At 72.7% G+C, this 17,161-nt stretch carries 15 protein-coding genes; 1 reads left to right on the top strand and 14 read right to left on the bottom strand.

What is annotated here, in order from left to right:
• Positions 1-25: 25 nt before the first annotated feature.
• Together AC3ERT_RS26630 and AC3ERT_RS26625 are read right to left on the bottom strand one after the other, a co-directional pair.
• Positions 26-3,067, bottom strand: a complete 3,042-nt coding sequence (locus AC3ERT_RS26630) for a bifunctional [glutamine synthetase] adenylyltransferase/[glutamine synthetase]-adenylyl-L-tyrosine phosphorylase (RefSeq protein ID WP_435132969.1) — start codon at positions 3,065-3,067, stop codon at positions 26-28.
• 81 nt (positions 3,068-3,148) lie between these two features.
• A complete protein-coding gene (locus AC3ERT_RS26625; protein ID WP_435177217.1) occupies positions 3,149-3,913 on the bottom strand; it encodes a histone deacetylase in 765 nt (254 codons plus the stop codon).
• A gap of 124 nt (positions 3,914-4,037) precedes the next feature.
• Between AC3ERT_RS26625 and AC3ERT_RS26620 the strand changes: the two genes are divergently transcribed.
• Entirely contained in the window at positions 4,038-4,475 is a 438-nt protein-coding gene (locus tag AC3ERT_RS26620; RefSeq protein ID WP_335982729.1) for an Asp23/Gls24 family envelope stress response protein, read from the top strand.
• A gap of 115 nt (positions 4,476-4,590) precedes the next feature.
• Here the strand turns inward: AC3ERT_RS26620 and glnA are convergent, their stop codons facing one another.
• The 12 genes from glnA to AC3ERT_RS26560 all read right to left on the bottom strand — a co-directional run bounded on the left by glnA (position 4,591) and on the right by AC3ERT_RS26560 (position 17,160).
• Positions 4,591-5,952, bottom strand: coding sequence for a type I glutamate--ammonia ligase (gene glnA, locus AC3ERT_RS26615; protein ID WP_335982711.1), 1,362 nt, complete (start codon positions 5,950-5,952; stop codon positions 4,591-4,593).
• A 164-nt stretch (positions 5,953-6,116) separates the two neighbouring features.
• Positions 6,117-6,881 carry a hypothetical protein gene (locus tag AC3ERT_RS26610; RefSeq protein ID WP_435177215.1) on the bottom strand — a complete coding sequence of 255 codons (765 nt, stop codon included), beginning with the start codon at positions 6,879-6,881 and terminating at the stop codon, positions 6,117-6,119.
• 115 nt (positions 6,882-6,996) lie between these two features.
• A complete protein-coding gene (locus AC3ERT_RS26605; protein ID WP_435177271.1) occupies positions 6,997-7,596 on the bottom strand; it encodes a hypothetical protein in 600 nt (199 codons plus the stop codon).
• A 131-nt stretch (positions 7,597-7,727) separates the two neighbouring features.
• On the bottom strand, positions 7,728-8,432 hold the full coding sequence (locus AC3ERT_RS26600; protein WP_435177213.1) for a hypothetical protein: 705 nt from the start codon (positions 8,430-8,432) through the stop codon (positions 7,728-7,730).
• Between the two features lie 17 nt (positions 8,433-8,449).
• On the bottom strand, positions 8,450-9,109 hold the full coding sequence (locus tag AC3ERT_RS26595; RefSeq protein WP_435177211.1) for a hypothetical protein: 660 nt from the start codon (positions 9,107-9,109) through the stop codon (positions 8,450-8,452).
• Positions 9,109-10,401, bottom strand: coding sequence for an MCE family protein (locus tag AC3ERT_RS26590; protein ID WP_435177209.1), 1,293 nt, complete (start codon positions 10,399-10,401; stop codon positions 9,109-9,111). Before AC3ERT_RS26590 ends, AC3ERT_RS26595 begins: the two co-directional genes overlap by 1 nt.
• Positions 10,401-11,606, bottom strand: a complete 1,206-nt coding sequence (locus AC3ERT_RS26585; protein WP_435177207.1) for an MCE family protein — start codon at positions 11,604-11,606, stop codon at positions 10,401-10,403. Before AC3ERT_RS26585 ends, AC3ERT_RS26590 begins: the two co-directional genes overlap by 1 nt.
• Positions 11,603-12,802 carry an MCE family protein gene (locus tag AC3ERT_RS26580; RefSeq protein ID WP_435177269.1) on the bottom strand — a complete coding sequence of 400 codons (1,200 nt, stop codon included), beginning with the start codon at positions 12,800-12,802 and terminating at the stop codon, positions 11,603-11,605. Before AC3ERT_RS26580 ends, AC3ERT_RS26585 begins: the two co-directional genes overlap by 4 nt.
• A gap of 71 nt (positions 12,803-12,873) precedes the next feature.
• Complete coding sequence (locus AC3ERT_RS26575; RefSeq protein WP_435177205.1) at positions 12,874-13,947, bottom strand: MCE family protein; 1,074 nt, start codon at positions 13,945-13,947, stop codon at positions 12,874-12,876.
• Positions 13,944-14,975: an MCE family protein gene (locus AC3ERT_RS26570; RefSeq protein ID WP_435132951.1), complete on the bottom strand. Its 1,032-nt coding sequence runs from the start codon at positions 14,973-14,975 to the stop codon at positions 13,944-13,946. Before AC3ERT_RS26570 ends, AC3ERT_RS26575 begins: the two co-directional genes overlap by 4 nt.
• Complete coding sequence (locus tag AC3ERT_RS26565) at positions 14,972-16,276, bottom strand: MCE family protein (RefSeq protein ID WP_435177203.1); 1,305 nt, start codon at positions 16,274-16,276, stop codon at positions 14,972-14,974. The genes AC3ERT_RS26570 and AC3ERT_RS26565 overlap by 4 nt, the downstream gene beginning before the upstream one ends.
• Positions 16,273-17,160: an MlaE family ABC transporter permease gene (locus tag AC3ERT_RS26560; protein ID WP_335982690.1), complete on the bottom strand. Its 888-nt coding sequence runs from the start codon at positions 17,158-17,160 to the stop codon at positions 16,273-16,275. Before AC3ERT_RS26560 ends, AC3ERT_RS26565 begins: the two co-directional genes overlap by 4 nt.
• Between the last annotated feature and the right edge of the window lies 1 nt (position 17,161).

Genomic DNA, 17,161 nt, shown 5'->3' with positions numbered 1-17,161 from the left:
GGCACGCTCCTGGTGGACCAGCGCCTCACGCCTCGTAGAACAGCCGGTCCACCACCGCGCGGGCCCGGCGGGTGCGGCGGCGGTACTCCTCCAGCATGTCGCCGACGTGCCCGACCGGGTAGCCGAGGTAGCGGGCCACCGCGGCCAGTTCGCGACCGTCGCCGGGGAAGGTGTCGCCGGGGCGGCCGCGGACCAGCATCACCGCGTTGCGCACCCGGGTGGCCAGCACCCACGCCTCGTCCAGGATGCGGGCGTCCTCCGCGCCGATCAGGTCCTCGGCGCACGCGGCGGCCAGCGCGGACCGGGTGCCGGTGGTGCGCAGCGACGGCAGCCGCGCGCCGTGCTGGAGCTGGAGCAGCTGTACGGTCCACTCCACGTCGGACAGCCCGCCGCGGCCGAGCTTGGCGTGGGTGGTGCGGTCGGCGCCGCGCGGTATCCGCTCGCCCTCCATCCGCGCCTTGAGCCGGCGGATCTCCCGCACCGCCTCGTCGTCGAGGCCGTCGGCGGGGTAGCGCAGCGGGTCGATCAGGGCGATGAACCGCTCGCCCAGCTCCGCGTCCCCGGCGACCGGCAGGGCCCGCAGCAGTGCCTGGCTCTCCCACCCCAGCGACCAGCGCCGGTAGTACGCCTCGTAGGAGGCGAGGCTGCGCGACAGCGGCCCGGACTTGCCCTCCGGGCGCAGGTCGGCGTCGATCAGCAGCGGCGGGTCGGCGGTGGGGATCTGGAGCAGGCGGCGCAGTTCGTTGGCGACGGCGAGCGCGGCGCGGTTGGCGTCGGTGCTGTCGGCGCCCTCGCGGGGTTCGTGCACGAACAGCACGTCGGCGTCGGAGCCGTAGCTGAGTTCGCGGCCGCCGAAGCGGCCCATGCCGATCACCGCGACGCGGGTGGGCAGCGGGTGGGCGTCGCCGCCGGTGACGGCGTTGACCGCGGCGCGCAGCGCGCCCGCGACGGTGGCCGAGGTGAGCCCGTACACGGCGGTGCCGACCCGGTCGACGAGGACGGCCGGGTCGAGCGGGCCGTCGGACTCCTCGTCGTCGCCGTAGGTGTCGATGAGGTCGCCGGCCGCGGTGCGGAACAGCTCGCGGCGGCGGACGCCGCGGACGGCGGCGATGGCCTGCTCGGGGGTGTCGGCGCGGCCGACGGCGGCCAGTACCTCCTGTTCCAGGGCCTGGTGGTCGCGGGGGGCCAGGCCGTCGCGGGAGCCGAGCAGCGCGACGGCCTCGGGGGCGCGCATCAGCAGGTCGGGGGCGAGCCGGCCGGAGGACAGCACCCGGGCCAGCCGCTGGGCGGCGGCGCCCTCGTCGCGCAGCAGCCGCAGGTACCACGGGGTCTTGCCGAGCGCGTCGGAGACCTTGCGGAAGCCGAGCAGTCCGGCGTCGGGGTCGGCGGAGTCCGCGAACCAGCCGAGCAGCACCGGCAGCAGGGTGCGCTGGATGGCGGCCTTGCGGCTGACCCCGCTGGCCAGGGCCTCCAGGTGGCGCATGGCCGCGACCGGGTCGGCGTAACCGAGGGCCAGCAGCCGGGTCCTGGCCGCTTCGGTGCTCAACCGGGTCTCTTCGCGGTCGAGTTGGGCGACAGCGTCCAGCAGCGGGCGGTAGAAGAGCTTCTCGTGCAACCGCCGCACCTCGCGGGCGTGCCGCTTCCACTCCCGGTCCAGGGACTGCACGGGTTCGACCCGGAAGCCCAGGCCCCGCCCGAGCCGGCGCAGTCCGGCCTCGTCGTCGGGCACCAGGTGGGTGCGGCGCATCTTCTGGAGCTGGATGCGGTGTTCCATCAGCCGCAGGAAGCGGTAGGCGGCGTCCAGGGAGGCGGCGTCGGCGCGGCCGACGTAGCCGCCGGCGGCCAGCTCCGCCAGCGCGGTCAGGGTGGTGGGGCTGCGCAGGCTCGCGTCGGTGCGGCCGTGCACGAGTTGCAGCAGCTGCACCGCGAACTCCACGTCGCGCAGGCCGCCGGGGCCCAGTTTCAGCTCCCGTTCGACCTGTGCGGCCGGGATGGTGTCGACCACCCGGCGGCGCATCTCCTGCACGTCAGTGACGAAGTTGTCGCGTTCGGCGGCCTGCCAGACCATCGGGCGGATCGCGTCGACGTACGCGGCGCCGAGCGCGGCGTCCCCGGCGACCGGGCGGGCCTTCAGCAGTGCCTGGAACTCCCAGGTCTTGGCCCACCGCCGGTAGTAGGCGAGGTGGCTGCTGAGGGTGCGCACCAGCGGGCCGTTCTTGCCCTCCGGGCGCAGGTTCGGGTCCACCGGCCAGATGGTGCCCTCGGCGGTGGTGTCGGAGCAGACGCCCATCATGCGCACCGCGAGCCGGGTCGCGGACCGCAGCGCCGCGGTGTCGCTGCCCCCGCCACCACCCCCGCCCTCTCCGTCGCCGTCTGCGGTGGCCGCGGCTGCCTCGGCCGGTTCGGCGACGAAGATGACGTCCACGTCGGAGACGTAGTTCAGCTCGTGGCCGCCGCACTTGCCCATCCCGATCACGGCGAGCCGGCAGGCGGCCGCGTCCTGCGGCAGTTCGGCGGCGGCGATCGCCAGGGCGGCGCGCAGCGTGGCGGTGGCGAGGTCGGCGAGTTCGGCCGCGGTGCGCACCAGGTCGTTGGTGCCGCACACGTCCCTGGCCGCTATGCCGAGCAGGCACCGCCGGTAGGCCGCGCGCAGCGCGTCGGCGGTGCGGGCGGCGGCGAGCAGCTCCTCGAACTCCTCGACGCCCGGGTGCAGATCGCGCGCCTCGTACGTCACCAGGGCGTGCCAGTCCGCGGGGTGGCGGGCGAGGTGGTCGCAAAGCGCCTCGGAGGCGCCCATCACGCCCAGCAGGCGGTCGCGCAGGGGCTTGGCGCTGGTCACGGTGTCCAGCAGGGTGTGGCGCTCGCCCGGGTCGAGCGCCTCGGCGAGCCGGACCAGGCCGAGCAGCGCCTGGTCGGGGTCGGCGGTGGCGCCGAGCGCTTCGAGGAGCACCGGGTCGCCGCGGACGCCCGCGAGGGCGTCGTCCTGCAGCAGCCGCTCGGCGGCCGCGGCATCGGTGAACCCGTGCCGCAGCAGACGGGAGAACGTACTGCTGCGTCGACCCTGCATCGGCCCTCCCGGGGGTCACCGCGGTTCGCCGCGCTGCGGCACATGACGGGCGGCCGACCTGCGCCGGCCGCCGTGACGAGCCTAGCCGTCCGGCCGGTCCGCGGCGCCCGGCGGGGCCTGCGGTCCGGCCGCGCCGGGCGTACGGGTCGGGGCGCCGGGCGTACGGGGGCACGGCGTACGGTCCGGTGCGGCCTGTGTACGGTCGGGGCTGGCCGGCGTACGGTCCGGGCCGCCCGGCACCAGCGCGCCGTCCCGTACGGTCCAGTGCCCGGCCGCGCCCGGGCGCCCCGCGAGGTAGTGCGCGATGTCCGCGTCCCGCCAGCCGCCCGCCTCGCGCAGGCCCGCCGCGAGGTGGTCGAGGTAGGCCGCCGACGGCACCGTCCACGGCACCTCCGCCATCGCCCAGGGCGCGGTGAACGTCAGCAGCGGTACGCCGTCCAGCGAACCGGCCCGCACCAGCGTCTCGTAGCGGCCCGGGCCCAGCCGGTCGCGGCCGGTGGCCAGCACCCGCGTCAGGTCCAGGTCGCGGCCGGGCGCGGCGTACATCTCCTGCGCGGCGATGTCCGAGAACTGGCCGACCGTGACCAGGTGCGCGCGGGCCAGCACGCGGCCGGGCGCGGCCGGGTCGTAGAAGGCGCGGCCGCCGCCCCACACCGGGGAGTGCGTGGCGAAGTACATCGTGCCGGGCAGTTCCCACGGCACCGAACGGGCCGGGGGCGTGGCGTCCCGGCACCCCGGGTACTCCCGCGCGCCGCCGGCCGGGCGGCCCCCGGCCAGGTACCGGTGCAGCCGCGCCAGGTGCGTGTTGGAGCCGTAGGAGACGTACCAGACCGTGCGGGCACCCATCCCCCCAGTGTGGCGCGGGTGGGGCGCTACTGCATCGGAGTGGCACGGGTGCCGGGGCGGGTTCACAGTGGTAGGAGAGCCCGCGTTTCGCCGGCGGGCAGTCGAGAGAGAAGGGGCTTGCCCCATGACAACCGCGGAGAACTCTGCCAAGACCGGTCCCGGCCGCCACAAGGAGACCGCCGGGCGGACCACGATCGCCGACTCGGTGGTGGCCACGATCGCCGGGATCGCCACCCGGGAGGTCGAAGGGGTCCACGCGATGGGCGGCGGCGCCACCCGCGCGGTGGGGGCGGTCCGCGACCGGGTCGCCCGCTCCGACGCGCATACCCGCGGCGTCAAGGTCGAGGTCGGCGAGGAACAGGCCGCGATCGACCTCGATGTCGTCGTCCTCTACGGCACCCATATCGCCGAGACCGCCTCCGACATCCGGGGCAGCGTCACCAGCGCCGTCGAGCTCATGACGGGCCTGGAGGTCGTCGAGGTCAACGTCAACGTCCGCGACGTGCACGTACCCGGTGAGGAGTCCGACGAGGAGGAGGAGTCCCCCGGGCGCGTCCGCTGACCCCTCCGCCCCGGCAGGCGGCAGCCAAGCGGTCCTCGCCGAACCGCGGTGGACCCGGCGGACGATCCCGCCGGGCCCACCGCACGTGCGTGCCGACGCCCCGGAGAGCCCGCGCTTACAGGTTCGGGAGGTTCTTGCGAAGCTCGAAGGCGGTGACCTCGCTGCGGTACTCCTCCCACTCCTGCTTCTTGTTGCGCAGGAAGAAGTCGAAGACGTGCTCGCCGAGGGTCTCGGCGACGAGTTCGCTGCGCTCCATCAGGGAGATGGCCTCGCCGAGGTTCTGGGGGAGCGGTTCGATGCCGAGGGCGCGGCGCTCGGAGTCGCTGAGGGCCCACACGTCGTCGTCGGCGCCGGCGGGCAGTTCGTAGCCCTCCTGGATGCCCTTCATGCCCGCGGCGAGCAGGACGGCGTAGGACAGGTAGGGGTTGGCGCCGGCGTCCAGCGAGCGGACCTCGACCCGGGTGGAGCCGGTCTTCCCGGGCTTGTACATGGGCACCCGGATGAGCGCGGAGCGGTTGTTGTGGCCCCAGCAGATGTACGAGGGGGCCTCGCCGCCGGCGCCCGCGGTGCGCTGGGAGCCGCCCCAGATCCGCTTGTAGGAGTTGACCCACTGGTTGGTGACCGCGGCGGTCTCCGCGGCGTGCCGCAGCAGGCCCGCGATGAAGGACCGGCCGACCTTGGAGAGCTGGAACTCCGCACCGGACTCGTAGAACGCGTTGCGGTCGCCCTCGAAGAGCGAGAGGTGGGTGTGCATGCCGGAGCCGGGGTACTCCGAGAACGGCTTGGGCATGAAGGTGGCGTGCACGCCCTGCTCCAGGGCGACCTGCTTCATCACCAGCCGGAAGGTCATCACGTTGTCCGCGGTGGACAGCGCGTCGGCGTAGCGCAGGTCGATCTCCTGCTGGCCGGGGGCGCCTTCGTGGTGCGAGAACTCCACCGAGATGCCCATCGACTCCAGCATCGTGATGGCCTGGCGGCGGAAGTCCATGCCGACGTTCTGCGGAGTGTGGTCGAAGTAGCCGGAGTTGTCCGCGGGCGTCGGCCGGGTGCCGTCCAGCGGGCGCTCCTTGAGCAGGAAGAACTCGATCTCGGGGTGGGTGTAGAAGGTGAAGCCGAGGTCGGAGGTCTTGGCCAGCACGCGCTTGAGGACGTAGCGCGGGTCGGCGTACGACGGGGAGCCGTCGGGCATCAGGATGTCGCAGAACATCCGGGCGGTGCCGGGTGCCTCCGCGCGCCAGGGCAGGATCTGGAAGGTGCTCGGGTCCGGCTTGGCGATCATGTCGGACTCGTACACCCGGGCGAAGCCCTCGATCGCGGAGCCGTCGAAGCCCATGCCCTCGTCGAACGCCTGCTCCAGTTCGGCGGGCGCGACGGCGACCGACTTCAGGTAGCCGAGCACGTCGGTGAACCACAGCCGTACGAAGCGGATGTCCCGCTCCTCCAGGGTGCGGAGAACGAACTCCTGCTGCTTGTCCATATGCTTCCATCCTCGCCGCTCAGCACCGCTCCCCCGCCGTCGCCATACCGGGGGATCAGGAGCATTGCACCACACCGTTTCGCACGCGTTGCGCGCGCCGCTCCTCCATGGTGCACCCCGGGCGGGGCGGGCGCCGCACCCCGTCCGGGCGGCGGCCCGGCCGCTCAGCCGAAGGTGTCGATGGCGGAGATCTTCCAGCTGCCCGCCTGGCGCACCGCGTCGACCGCGAGCATGGCGGCGGAGTAAGCGCTTCCGGCGTTCGCGCCCTTGGCGGTGGAGGTGTTGGACTGGTCGGCGTAGACCAGCACGCGGGCCCGGTCGCCGCTGATCATCTCCACGCCGGTGGCGGTGACCGTGGTGGTCAGCACCAGCTTCTGCTTGGGGGCGGCCGCCTTCACCTGCGCGATCATCGTGGCGTACTGCTGGACGGCCTTGCCGGTGAGCACCTTCTTCGCGGCGGCGTCGGTGCGGGCGGTGTTGCTGTAGTCGTAGGAGAAGACGGAGTTCACGTCCTGCGCGATCTGGCCCTTGACCTCGGCGGTGCGGGCGTTGTCGGTGAGCGCGGTGTTGGCGGTGGCCGCGTCGTCGTGCAGCGCGGAGGCCTTGCCGGCCGCCCAGGCCGCGAAACCGCCGAGCAGCACCGTCAGTGCCGCGAGCAGCGCGACGGCGAGCGGGAAGCGGCCGGGCCGCCGCGCGAGGCGGGTCCGGGACTGCCCGACGGCGTCACCGCTGCCGTCCGCTTCCGGGTCCGTGTCCTCGTCCACCGCGGGTGGGGCGGCCGGTTCCGGCGCGGCGGGAGCCGCCGGGTCGGCGGGAGGGTCGGCGGCGGGACCGGCCGTACGGTCGGGGGCCGGCCGTACGACGGTGCGCGCGCCCACCGCGGCGAGTCTGCGCTGCCGGTTGATGAGGTGGCGGGTGGTGGTCGACATGGGCTGCGGTCCTCTCGCGTACGAACGTACGGCGTGCGGCATACGGCGCTGCTGCGGTGCGGGGCGCGGGCGGTGCGGCTGTGCGGGGGGGGCGGGCGGGGCGGCTGTGCGGGGGTCAGTGGCCGGCGGTCGTCGTGGGGGTGGCGGTGGCGGTCGCGGGGGCGGTGTCCGTCGAGGTGGCCGCGCTGTCGCCCAGCGGCGCGTCGCCGAGCGCGCTGAGCTTCCACCCGGCCGCGGTGCGGGTCATCTCGCCGAGCAGCCGGCTCTCCTTCACCGCCGGCTTCGCCTTGGGCGCCTGCACGGTGATCTGGAGCGCGACCATCACGTCCGCCTTCCCCGTACGGTCGTCGAGGTCGGTGACCGCGCCGCTGAGCACCTTCGCGGTGCTGACCGTCTGCGCCTGCTGCACCTGCTTCTCGAAGGCGCTGCGGCCCTGGACGAGTTCGTCGTGCAGGTCGCCGGTGGTGCTCTGCTCCCACACCGCGAGCCCGGCCGCGAAATGGGCGTGGTCGAGCGTGTTCAGGTTCTGCACCGCCTGCTCGCCCGCCGCCAGTACGGTGTCCCGGCTGCGCGCGAACGCCGCGTCGTCGTCATGGGCGGCGGAGTACCACGACCAGCCGGTCCACGCCGCCGCGACGGCCGCGGCCGCCACGAGGGCGACCGCCGCGCCGAGGACGGGCCGCCGCCCGGTCGGCGCGGGCCGGGTGTCCTTCAGCGCGGGCGCCGCTTCCTCGTCGGTCTCCGCGGGGGTCTTCGTGGAGACCTCGGCAGGGGCCTCGGCGGCCCGGGGGTCGTCCTTGCGCGGTGGGCGCGAGCCGAAACGCATACGTGGCATCTGCCTCTCCCCTAGCGGGCCTTGAGTGCGGTGATCCGCCAGTGGCCGTTGATCTGCTCGGCGGTGACCGAGAGTTGGGCGGCGGCACTGGTGGCGGTGGAACCCGCGCGCTGCGCGGTCTGGTCGAGGAAGACCAGCAGCCGGGCGCGGTCGCCGGTGAGGCTGACCACACCGGCCCGTACGACCCTGGTGGTGAGGGTGAGTTGCTGGGCGGCGACGTTCTGCTTGATCTGCGCGAACAGCGCCTGGTACTGGGTGGCCGCGGCGCCGGCGAGGACGCTGCGCGCGGCCTGCTCGGTGGCGTCGGTGCCGTCGGGCGTGTACGCGAAGATCTGGCTCAGCGCACTGCTGACGTCGCCGATCGCCTGGTCGGTGGTGGCCGTGTCGGTGAGCGCGCGGTTGCGGGTGGCCGCCGGGTCCTTGAGGTCCTGGGCGGCGTAGAGCAGCCCGCCGGAGCCGAGCAGCAGGGCGGCGACCACCGCGGCCCCAACGATGCGCCGCCACCCGTACGCCCGCGTGCGCCGCAGCAGCCCGCGCAGCCGTACGCCGCCCGGCACATCGGGCTCCGCAGGCTCGGCCTCGGCGTCCACGGGCTCGGCTTCGGACTCGGGCTCGGTCACAGCCGCGGGTTCGGTGTCCGCCCCGGCGTCGGCGTCCGCGTCCACGTCCGCGTCGGTGTCCGCGAGGACCTGCTCGGTGTTGTCGATGGTCGTCATCTCGTTGTCCCTCGCCCTCAGCTCGCACCGATCGGGACCGCGGTGAGCGCGGCGAGTTTCCAGGTGCCGTCCGTACGGGACAGGTTGGCTTCGAAGCGTTTGCGGTCGGTGGTGGCCGTGCCCGCCGCGGGGGTGAGCCGGACCTGCACGGTGACGATGAGCTGCGCGGTGCCCGCGCGGGTGTCCAGCTCGGTGACGGCCGCGTCCGTGACGGTGCCGCGGGTGGAGGTGGCGGCCGCCTTCATCGTCGCGGTGTCGGACGCGTGGGTGCGGGTGAGCTGGGCGTGCAGCGGGCCGGTGGTCACGCCGAGCCAGTCGTCGAGGTCCCGGGCGACGTGGGCGGCGTCCACGGTGTTGAGCCGGGCCACCCCGCGCGTGCCCGCGGCCAATGCGGCGTCGCGCGCCTTGCCGTACGACAGCGCGCCGTCGCCGCGGGTGTCGACGTAGGACCAGGCGGAGTAGCCGGCCAGCAGCAGCGCGACGGTGAGGGCGGCGGCCCAGGCGACCGCGGTGCGCCGGGCCCGCAGCGCCCGGGCGGCGCGTGCGGTACGGCCGCGCGCGGGCGTACGGCCCTCGGGCGCGGTGTCCGGGTCAACCGCACCATCCGGGTCCACCGGCTCCGCCACATCCTCGGGCTCGGACTCCGCCGCCTTCGGGCTCTTCGTCGTCCCGCTCATCAGTGGTCCTCCAGTCCGAGCAGGCCCGCCATGGTGGTGGGCCCGGCGGCGGGCAGCGCGGGCAGCGCGAGGGCGCCGGGCAGCGCCGAAGCCGCGGTGGTGGTGGCGGCGCTCACGGAGGTGGTCGCGGAGGTGGTCGTCGGCAGGACGGAGCCGGGCTGCGCCGGGCTCGGCACTCCCCCGCCGCTGGGCGCGTGCGCGGAGCCGCGTACGTCGGTGCCGGAGGAGGCGGGCGCGGTGCAGGTGGCCGCGGTGTTGAAGGCGGTCGTCGGCGGGCTGGTGTCCAGGCCGTTGCGGTAGGTGGTGCTGCCGTACCCGGAGGTGCACGGCAGCGGCGAGAAGAAGGTGACCGCCATGCCGAAGTCGAGCTTGCCGTCCTTGACCGCCGAGGAGCCGGCGGCGGCCACGGCGGGCATCTTCACCAGGAACTCCTGGATGCCGTTCTGCCGGGTGACCGCGACATCGGAGGTGGTCAGCAGGTTGGCCAGCACCACGCTGAGGTTGGGGCCGACGTCCCGCAGCAGCGCGCTGACCTGGGTCGCGGCGCCGGGGGCGGCGGCGATGAGCCGGCGCAGGTCGGTGTCGGAGTCGTCGAGCTGCTTGGCGAGCTGGTTGGCGCTGGTGGCGAAGTTCCTGATCGCGTCGGACTCGTCGACCTGGGTGTGCAGCACCGTCTGCCCGTCGTCGATCAACTTGGTGTCGGTGGGCAGGTTCTCGTCGGCGGCGGTCAGGAACTCGCTGCTGGTGTCCAGCAGGGACTGGAGGTTGTCGCCCTGGCCGCTGAAGGCGAGGCCGAGTTCGTCGACGTCGGTGCGCAGGGCGTCCAGCGGCACGGACTTGGTGAGGTCGTTGACGCTGGTGAGCAGGTTGGTGACCGGCGCGGGCACCTTGGTGCTGGCCTGCACGATGGTCGAACCGCCGTGCAGGTAGGGCCCGTTGTCGGTGGCGGGTTGCAGGTCGATGTACTGCTCGCCGACCGCGGACAGGTTGGCGACGACCGCGGTGAGCCGGGCGGGGATGCGGGGGGCGGAGTTGTTGATCCGCAGTTCGGCCCGCACGCCGTCGGCGGTGAGCCGGATCGGGCCGACCCGGCCGACCGACACGCCCCGGTAGGTGACGTCGGAGTGCTCGAACAGGCCGCCGGTCTGCGGGAGTTGGACGTCCACCGTGTAGTAGCCGCGCAGGCCCACGTAGCGGCCGAGGTCGGCGTAGCGGACGCCGACGAAGCCGATCACGAGGACCGCGACGATCAGGAAGGCGAGGTTCTTGGCGAGGGTGGCGCGGGTCAGCATCAGTTGCTCCCCGGGGTGGTGGCCGACGAGGAGGAGGGCGAGGACGGCGGGGACGGCGAGGAGGAAGTGGCGGGCGCGGAGGAGGTGGACGCCGAGCCGGTCACCGAGGGCAGGGGCAGCGGCAGGTCCTTCGCGGAGGTGCCGGACTTCTTCGCGGAGGAGGTGGCCACCAGGCCGGGGTAGTCGCTGTCGCCCGCCTGGAGTTCGGGGATGAGCTGGGTGCCGGCGCTCGCGGTGAGGTCGAGGTAGACGTTGAGGTAGTCGCCCTTGACGCCGTTGAGCACCTCGTCGGTGAACGGGTAGGTCAGCAGCACCTGGAGGGAGTCGGGCAGGTCGTCGCCGGCGTCGGCGAGCCGCTGGAGGGTGGGGGCCAGCGATCTGAGGTCGGCGACGATGTCGTCCTTGCTCCGGTTGACGGTGTCGGTGGCGACCCCGGAGAGGGTGTCGAGCGAGCGGAGCATGGTGACCAGCGAGCCGCGCTGCTGCTCCAGCACCTTCAGGCCGGGGCTCAGGGAGGTGAGGATGGTGCCGATCTTCTGGTCGCGGGTGGCGAGCGTCGCGGAGAGCTTGTTGACGCTGTCGAGGGCGTCGGTGATGTCCTTCTTGTGGGCGTTCAGGTCGGAGACGAGCGTGTCGACCTGGGTGAGCATGTCGCGCACCGCGGGTTCGTTGCCGCCCAGCGCCTTGTTCAGCTCGGTGCTGATGGTGTGGATCTGCTGGATGCCGCCGCCGTTGAGCACCAGGGAGAGCGCGCCGAAGACCTCTTCGACCTCGGGGTTGCGGTTGGTGTGCGAGGCGGGGATGGTGTCGCCGGACTCCAGCCGTCCGGTGGAGGTCTCGGTGCTGGGCGGGGCGGTGAGTTCGATGTACTTCTCGCCGAGCAGGCTGGACTGCTCCAGCTGGGCGTAGGCGTTCGCCGGGAGCTTGACCTTGCCGTTGAGCTGCATCGTCACGACCGCCGACCAACTGCCGTGCGCCAGCGAGATCTTGGTGACGCGGCCCACGGCGACGTCGTTGACCCGCACCGACGCCTGCGGCACCAGGTCCAGCACGTCGGCGAAGCGGGCCTTGACGGTGTAGGGGTGGCTGCCGACGTCGGCGCCGCCGGGCAGCGGCATGTTCTGCACGTTGGTGAAGGAGCAGCCGGTCAGGGTGAGGGCGGCGGCGGTGAGCAGGGCGGCGGCGGCCGCGTGGCGTGCGTTCACTTCGCCGCCCCCTTGCCGGCGGAACCGGCGGAGCCGGTGGAACCCGGTGAACCGGAGGAACCGGCCGTGCCGCCGGTCGTGGTGTCGCTGCCGTAGACGGTGCCGACCGGCGGCAGGGGCAGCGGCACCGCGTCGTCGGCGGCCGTACCGGACGTCGTGCCGGTGGTGCTCGCCGTACCGGTGGTGGTCGTCGTGTTCCGCTTGACCGCGGACGCGCCGGTGTCGGTCGGGTCCACGCTGCCGCCCATGCTCAGCTCGTTGATGTCGGCCCGGCCGTCGAGGGTGCCGGTCGCCGGGTTGTACGTGTTGAGCAGGTTGTCGGCGGCCAGCGGCGCGTCGTCGAGGAGTTCGGCGAGCGAGGCGCGCTGGTCGACGAGGGTCTGGGTGATCGGGGTGAGCTTGTCGATGCTGGCCTTGAGCCGGCTGCGGTTGTCCTGGATGAAGGTCTTCACCGAGCCGAGCGCGGTGGACAGCTGCTGGAGCGCGCCGCCCAGGTCCTCCTTGTCGTCGGCGAGGAAGCCGCTGACCGTGGAGAGCTGGTCGGTGGCGGTCTTCACCTTGCCGTCGTTGTTCTTGAGCATCGTGGTGAAGGACTGGAGGTAGGCGAGGGTCGCGTACAGGTCGCCGCTGTGGCCGTTGAGGGTCTTGGTGGCCTGGCCGAGCTGGTCGATGCTGTCGCCGATGTCCTTGCCGTTGCCCTTGAGGTTCTGCGCCCCGACGTCGAGCAGGTCGGACAGGGCGCCGTTGGTGTTGGCGCCGTCGGGGCCCAGCGCCTTGCTGAGCTGGGTGACGGAGGCGTAGAGCTGGTCGATCTCGACCGGGGTGGTGGTGCGGCTGGCCGGGATGACGCCGTGGTCGGGCAGTTGGGCGCCGCCGGTGTACGCCGGGGTGAGCTGGACGTAGCGGTCGGCGACCACGCTGGGCGCGACGACCACGGCCCCGGCCTTGGCGGGCACCTTGATGCCGTGGTCCAGCCGCAGGGTCACCTTCACCTGCTTGCCCTGCGGCTTCACCGACTCCACCGTGCCGACCTTCACCCCGAGGATGCGCAGGTCGGAGCCGGCGTAGACGCCGACGGTGCGGTCGAAGTACGCGGTGACGTGCTTGCCGGACGGCCCGCCGAAGGCGACGAACCCGGCGGTGACGGCCCCGGCGGCGACGATCGCCAGTACGACCAGCACGGACAGGGCGCGCAGCGGTACCCGCAGCCGGCGGCCGGTGCGCGGCGGCCGGGGGGTGGTGCGGCGCAGCCGCCGCGGGAAGAGGGTCACGACGCTCCTCCGGTCGCCTTGGGCGGCATGCAGCCGGTGGTCGGCTGGGTGCCGCTGGGCAGGTAGTTCTTGGGCACCAGGCCGCACAGGTAGCTGTCGAACCAGCGGCCGTTGCCGAGGGTGTTGCCGACCACCTGGTAGTAGGGGCCGGCCAGGGCCAGCACCTTGTCGAGGCTGGCCTGGTTGGCGAGCAGCACCCCGGTGACGCGGTCGAGGGCGTCGAGGGTGGGGGCGAGCTGCTGGGTGTTGTCGGTGACCAGGCCGTTGAGCTGGGTGCCCAGGGACTGGGTGCCGGTGAGCAGGGAGTGGATGGCGGTCCGCCGCTTCTCGACCTCGCCGAGGAGCAGGTTGCCGTCGGAGATCAGCTGCTGGAAGCGGCTGTTCTGGTCGGAGAGGGTCTTGGTGAGCTGCTTGCTGCCGCTGAGCAGGGAGGCGAGTTGGGCGTCGCGGCTGGAGATGGTCTTGGACAGCGACGACAGGCCGGTCGCGGCGGTGCGCACGGAGTCCGGGGTGTCCTTGAAGGTGTCCGCGATCGCCTGGAAGCTGGCGGCGAGTTGCTTGGTGTCGATCGCGTCGAAGGTCTGCCCGAGGCCGTTGAACGCCTGCGTGACGTCGTACGGTGAGGTGGTGCGGGACTTGGGGATGGTGTCGCCGGGGTTCTGCTTGGCGTTGCCGAGCGGGTCCAGCGCGAGGTACTTCTCGCCGAGCAGCGTCTTGATGGCGATGGCGGCGGTGCTGGCGTTGCCGATCCAGGTGTGCCGGACCCGGAAGGTGACCTTGACCTGGGCGCCGTCCAGCCCGACGTGGGTGACCTTGCCGACCTTGACGCCGGCCACCCGTACCTCGTTGCCGCTCTTGATGCCGGCGGCTTCGGTGAAGTACGCGGAGTAGGTGGTGCCGCCGCCGATCAGCGGCAGCGCGTCGGCGTTGTAGGCGACCAGGCTGAGCAGGGCCAGCACCAGCAGGCCGACGATGCCGACCGCGACCTGGTTGCGTTCGCGCAGCGGCCGGAAGAGCGGGCCGCGCCGGGCGGGGGCGCGCAGGCGCAGCGCGGGGGCTCGCAGCCTCATGGCCGGCACCTCGATTCGGTGATCGCTATCCCGGTGGGCGGGGTGCTGCCGTCGGAGGTGGTCACGCCGTGCACGGTGGCCTGGCACAGGTAGAGGTTGAGCCAGGAGCCGTAGGAGGCGAGCCGGCCGATGGTCTGGAGCTTGCCGGGGGTGGTGGTGAGGAACTGCTGCAACTGGGGTGTGTTGTCGCCGAGGTTGGTGGAGACCCGGTTGAGCTGGGCGATGGAGTTCTTCAGCGGCTGCCGGCCGTCCTGGAGCAGACCGGCGGTGCTGGTGGTGAGTTGGGAGATGGCGGTGATGGACTGGCCGATCGGCTTGCGGTCGGCGGAGAAGCCGGTGACGAGCTGCTGGAGCGAGGTGATCAGGTCGTTGAAGCCGGCCTCGCGGGTGTTGACGGTGGTCAGCACCGAGTTGAGGTTGTCGATCACCTGGCCGATCACCTGGTCCTTCGCGGCGAGCGTGGTGGTCAGCGTGCCGATGTTGCCGATCAGGCTGTCCACGGTGCCGCCCTCGCCCTGGAGGACCTGCACGATCTCCCCGGACAGCTGGTTGACGTCCTTCGGGGAGAGCCCCTCGAAGAGCGGCTGGAACCCGTTGAAGAGTTCGGTGAGGTCGAGCGCGGGCTTGGTGTGGCTGAGTGGGATGGTGCCGCCGGGGTGCAGGCCGGCGCCGACCGGGCCGCTGCCCTGCTCCAGGTCGATGTAGCGCTGGCCGACGAGGTTGAGGTACTTGATGGTGGCGGTCGCCGAGGCGGGCAGGGTGCGGTCCTTGCGGACGGAGAAGTGCACTTCGGCGATCCGGTGCCGGACCACCTTGATCGAGTCGACCTGGCCGACCTTGACCCCGGCGATGCGGACGCTGTCGCCCTTGTTGAGCCCGGTGGTGTCGGTGAACTCGGCGTTGTAGCCGGAGGTGCTGCCGACGCCGGCGCCGGCGATGCTCACCGCGAGCACCGTGGTGGCGAACGCGGTGACCAGGATGAAGATCAGCGACTTGACGATCGGTCCGGTCAGGCTGCGGCGGTTCACTTCACCGTCACCTCCGCCCCGCGGTAGACCGGCCCGGTCAGCAGGCTGCTCCAGTCCGGCAGCTTCGTGGGCGAGGTGTCCATGCTGGGCGCGAGCAACTCGTTGACCAGCTCGTTCTCCTGCGGCGAGTTGGCGACCGGGGTGGTGCCGCGGCCGGTGTACGGGACCGGGTAGCACTGCGGGTCGCCGCTCGCGTCGTACACCGGAGTGTCCTTGCCGGCGACGTACTTGCCGCGGGAGGCGACGGCGGTGACGTCGACGTGCAGGCCGGGTTCGTCGGTGCCCTTGCCGAGCGCCTTGTCCATCTCGGGCACGAAGTCCGCGAGGGTGCGCAGGGTGCAGGGGAAGGACGGGGCGTACTTCGCGAGCAGTTGGAGGGTGCCGCGGCTGTCGGCGGCGAGGTGGATCAGGTTCTGCTTGTTCTGCCGCAGGTAGGTGGTGATGTCCTGGGCGGTGGCGGTCGTCGAGCCGTACAGCGTGCTGAGGTTGGCCTGCTGCTCGGCGATGGTGCCGCTGGTTCTGGTGAAGTCGGTGAGGGCCTGCACGATGTCGGGCGCGGCCGCGTCGTAGGTGTTGCTGACCGTCACGAGCTGCTTGATGTCGTCGGTGAGCGCGGGAAGTTGGGGGTTGAGCTTGGTCAGGTAGCGGTCGAGCTGGACCAGGGTGGTGCCGAGTTCCTGGCCACGGCCGTCGAGCGCGGTGGAGACCGCGTTGAGGGTGGCGGCGAGTTTCTGCGGCTGGACGGCCGTCAGCAGCGGCATCACGTTGTCCAGGACCTGTTCGAGTTCGACGGCGTCGGCCGACCGGTCCTGCGGGATGGTGGCGTGCGCGGCGAGCGTGGCGCCGGTGCCGGTGGTGCCCGTGCCGGTGGCGGCGCCGGCCGGCGGCACCAGCGCGACGAACCGCTCGCCGAAGAGCGTGGTGGGCAGCATCTGCGCGGTGACCCCGGCCGGGATGTGCCGCATCTGACCGGGGTCGATGGCGAGCGTCAGCCGGGCGCCGGCGCCGTCGGCGTGGATGGCGGTGACCCGGCCGACGACGACGCCGCGCATCTTCACGTCCGCGCCCTGGTTCATCTCGTTGCCGGCGCTGCCGGTCTCCACGGTGACCGTCACGGAGTGCGTGAACGACTTGTCGTAGACGGCCACCGCGAGCCAGGCCAGCAGCGCGGGCACCAGCAGGAAGACGATGCCCGCGGTGCGCCGGCGGGCGGTGCCGCCGAGGCGGCGCAGGCGCGGCCGGGCCGGGGGTGCGGGCGGCGAGGGCGCCGGCCCCGGGGTGCGGGTGTCGGTGGTGGTCATCCCGCCACCCGCACGGTGGTGGTGGCGCCCCACAGCGCCAGCGACAGGAAGAAGTCGGTGAGCGAGATGATCACGATCGCGTTGCGCACCGACCGGCCGACCGCGATACCGACACCGGCCGGGCCGCCCTTGGCGGTGAAGCCGTAGTAGCAGTGCGCGAGGATCACCACGACGCTGAAGATCAGCACCTTCAGTATGGACAGCAGTACGTCCTCCGGTGCGAGGAAGAGGTTGAAGTAGTGGTCGTAGGTGCCGGGCGACTGGCCGTTGAACCACACGGTCACCAGCCGGGACGCCGCGTAGCTGCTGAGCAGGCCGATGCCGTAGAGCGGGATGATCGCCACCACGCCGGCGATGATCCGGGTGGTGACGAGGTACGGCATCGAGCGCACGCCCATGCTCTCCAGCGCGTCGACCTCCTCGTTGATCCGCATCGCGCCGAGCTGCGCGGTGAACCCGGCACCGACGGTCGCGGACAGCGCGAGCCCGGCGATCAGCGGCGCGATCTCGCGGGTGTTGAAGTAGGCGGAGATGAAGCCGGTGAACGCCGCGGTGCCCAGTTCGTTCATCGCCGCGTAGCCCTGGAGGCCGACGACGGTGCCGGTGGCCAGCGTCATGCCGATCATCACGCCGACGGTGCCGCCGATCACGCTCAGGCCCCCGCTGCCGAAGGCGACCTCGGCGAGCAGCCGCTGCACCTCCTTGAGGTAGCGGCGCAGGGTGCGCGGCACCCACAGCACGGCCTTGATGTGGAAGAGCAGGTGGTCGCCGGTGTCGTCGAGCCAGCGCAGCCAGCGGCCCGGCCGCACCCGGCGGGCGCGGGGCGGCGGCGCGGGGGGCCCGGGCGGCTCGGGCCGCGGGGCGTCCTTGTCGAGCAGGGCCATC

Source organism: Actinacidiphila sp. bgisy145, from assembly GCF_057708125.1.
Note: the sequence above shows the minus strand (reverse complement) of the source record. Positions and strands in the feature narration are given on the sequence as shown.